Raw genomic sequence first — 582 nt, 5'->3', positions numbered from 1 at the left:
CCACCGTGACCTCAGGACGAACGAAACCAAAGTCCAGGCTCAGATCCTTCGCCCCGTCAGCAACCAACGGCAGCACGGTCTTAGCGGAGTTAGTAGAGGAATCCAGCGCCCGATCATCCCCAACCTCAGGCTTGGTCGGAATGTAACCCTCCGGAGCAACCACGGTAACCGTGTAGGACTGGTTATCGTCCAGGACCGGCAACTTCTCGAACAAGTACTTACCGCTCGCGTCGGTCTTCACCGGCGCAACGGGATCACCGTTGACGTCCTTGACCGGCTGACCATCCGGACCAGTGATCATCAGCTCGACACCCTCGATCGGGCGATCCGTAGCATCCTGCAGACCATCCTTGTTCACATCGAACCACACGTAGTCACCCACCGTGACCTCGGGACGAACGAACCCAAAGTCCAGGCTCAGATCCTTGTCCCCATCCTTCCTGAGGCCAACAATCGTCGATGCAGAAACCGTCGAGGAGTCCTTCTCCCGGTCATCCCCAACCTCAGGCTTGGTCGGAATGTAATCGCCGGGAACGCTCACCACGGTAACGGTGTACTTCTCATCGTCACCGATCACCGGCA

The 582-nt window shown here is 58.2% G+C and carries 1 protein-coding gene; it reads right to left on the bottom strand.

Going from position 1 to position 582, the window contains the following annotated elements; translation table 11 throughout:
• A partial coding sequence (locus EII42_RS12185) for an SdrD B-like domain-containing protein (protein WP_305000357.1) occupies positions 1-582 on the bottom strand: 582 nt, incomplete at both ends.

The sequence above is a fragment of the Tessaracoccus sp. OH4464_COT-324 genome (genome assembly GCF_003932855.1).
Taxonomy (GTDB): domain Bacteria; phylum Actinomycetota; class Actinomycetes; order Propionibacteriales; family Propionibacteriaceae; genus Arachnia.
This window is presented reverse-complemented; position numbering and strand designations above follow the sequence as displayed.